Origin of the sequence: Mycobacterium asiaticum (genome assembly GCF_001673315.1) — a bacterium.
Taxonomy (GTDB): domain Bacteria; phylum Actinomycetota; class Actinomycetes; order Mycobacteriales; family Mycobacteriaceae; genus Mycobacterium; species Mycobacterium asiaticum_B.
The window spans coordinates 1-1,137 of record NZ_LZLQ01000073.1; the positions used below are offsets into that span (position 1 = coordinate 1).

Sequence of the window (1,137 nt, forward strand, 5' to 3'; positions counted from 1 at the left end):
CCCGCTCCACCAGCGCCGCCATTTGCACCGGCCCCGCCGGCCCCACCAGCTCCACCGTGACCGATCAGCCCGGCAGAACCGCCACGGCCGCCCGCGACCCCAGCCGCGGTCTGGCTGTACCCGGCACCACCGTTGCCGTACAAGATTCCGCCCGCCCCACCATTAGGACTGCCCGCGCTGCCCGCCACACCATCACCAATCAACGGACGCCCCAACCACGCCTCGGTGTGGGCATTCAATACACCAAGCACCCGCTGCTCAAAGCTCTGTAACAACCCGACATTGGCCGCCTCGGCACCCGCATACGCCCGCCCGGCGCCCTGCACCGCCTGCACCCACCTCGCCCCAAACGCTTCCGCTAAAGCACTGCACTGCTGATAGGCCTGCCCATGACCAGAAAACAACGCCACCACCGCCGCCGACACCTCATCACCCGCAGCCACCGCCACCCGCGTCGTCGACACCGCCGCCGCCGCATTCGCCGCCCGAACCACTACCCCAATCCGCTCCACATCGGCTGCCGCCACCGCAACCGCCTCCGGCACCACCCACACCACAGCAGACAAAACCCGCTCCCTTCACGACATCCTGGCCCCGAAACCCATCGCCGAGCAGCGCCACACTACGACACCCCCACCACACCGTGGCCAATCACACACCCTCAAAACAAACCCAAATAATCCACACCGCCCACCGCCACCGGCCGGCGACACCGCTTGCCACCTGGACCGGTGATCGGCACACTCGACGCCAAGTCAGACCCGTTGGCCAACGCGCAGCGGTTATCAAATCGTTTATCGCCCAACAAAATCGGGACTAAGTGTGCCGGGCAGCACCGGCGCCGCCCACACCGCGTTTGGCCGTGACGATCCGATCCAGACGCTGGCCTTATCCCGAAGCTCCAGACGCCCCCGGCGTGCCGTGAAACTCCCCAGCGTTACCGCCCGCACCCGGCACTCCCGGACTCCCAGGCACGCCCGCACCACCCGGACTACCCATCCCAGCAGGGCTAACCGCACCGCCCTGCCCCCCAAAGCCGGCAGCACCCGCATCACCACCACGGCCACCATCTCCGCTTCCTACAGCCGTTCGCTCGACCAGTTGTGGCACATGCTCGGCGATGTCGATGCTGTCCAC

At 67.3% G+C, this 1,137-nt stretch carries 2 protein-coding genes; one reads left to right on the forward strand and one right to left on the reverse strand.

What is annotated here, in order from left to right; translation table 11 throughout:
- On the reverse strand, positions 1-557 hold a 557-nt coding region (locus tag A5636_RS11185; protein ID WP_437339821.1), incomplete at its 3' end, for a PE family protein.
- 364 nt (positions 558-921) lie between these two features.
- Between A5636_RS11185 and A5636_RS26825 the strand changes: the two genes are divergently transcribed.
- On the forward strand, positions 922-1,137 hold a 216-nt coding region (locus A5636_RS26825), incomplete at its 3' end, for a hypothetical protein (RefSeq protein ID WP_216638834.1).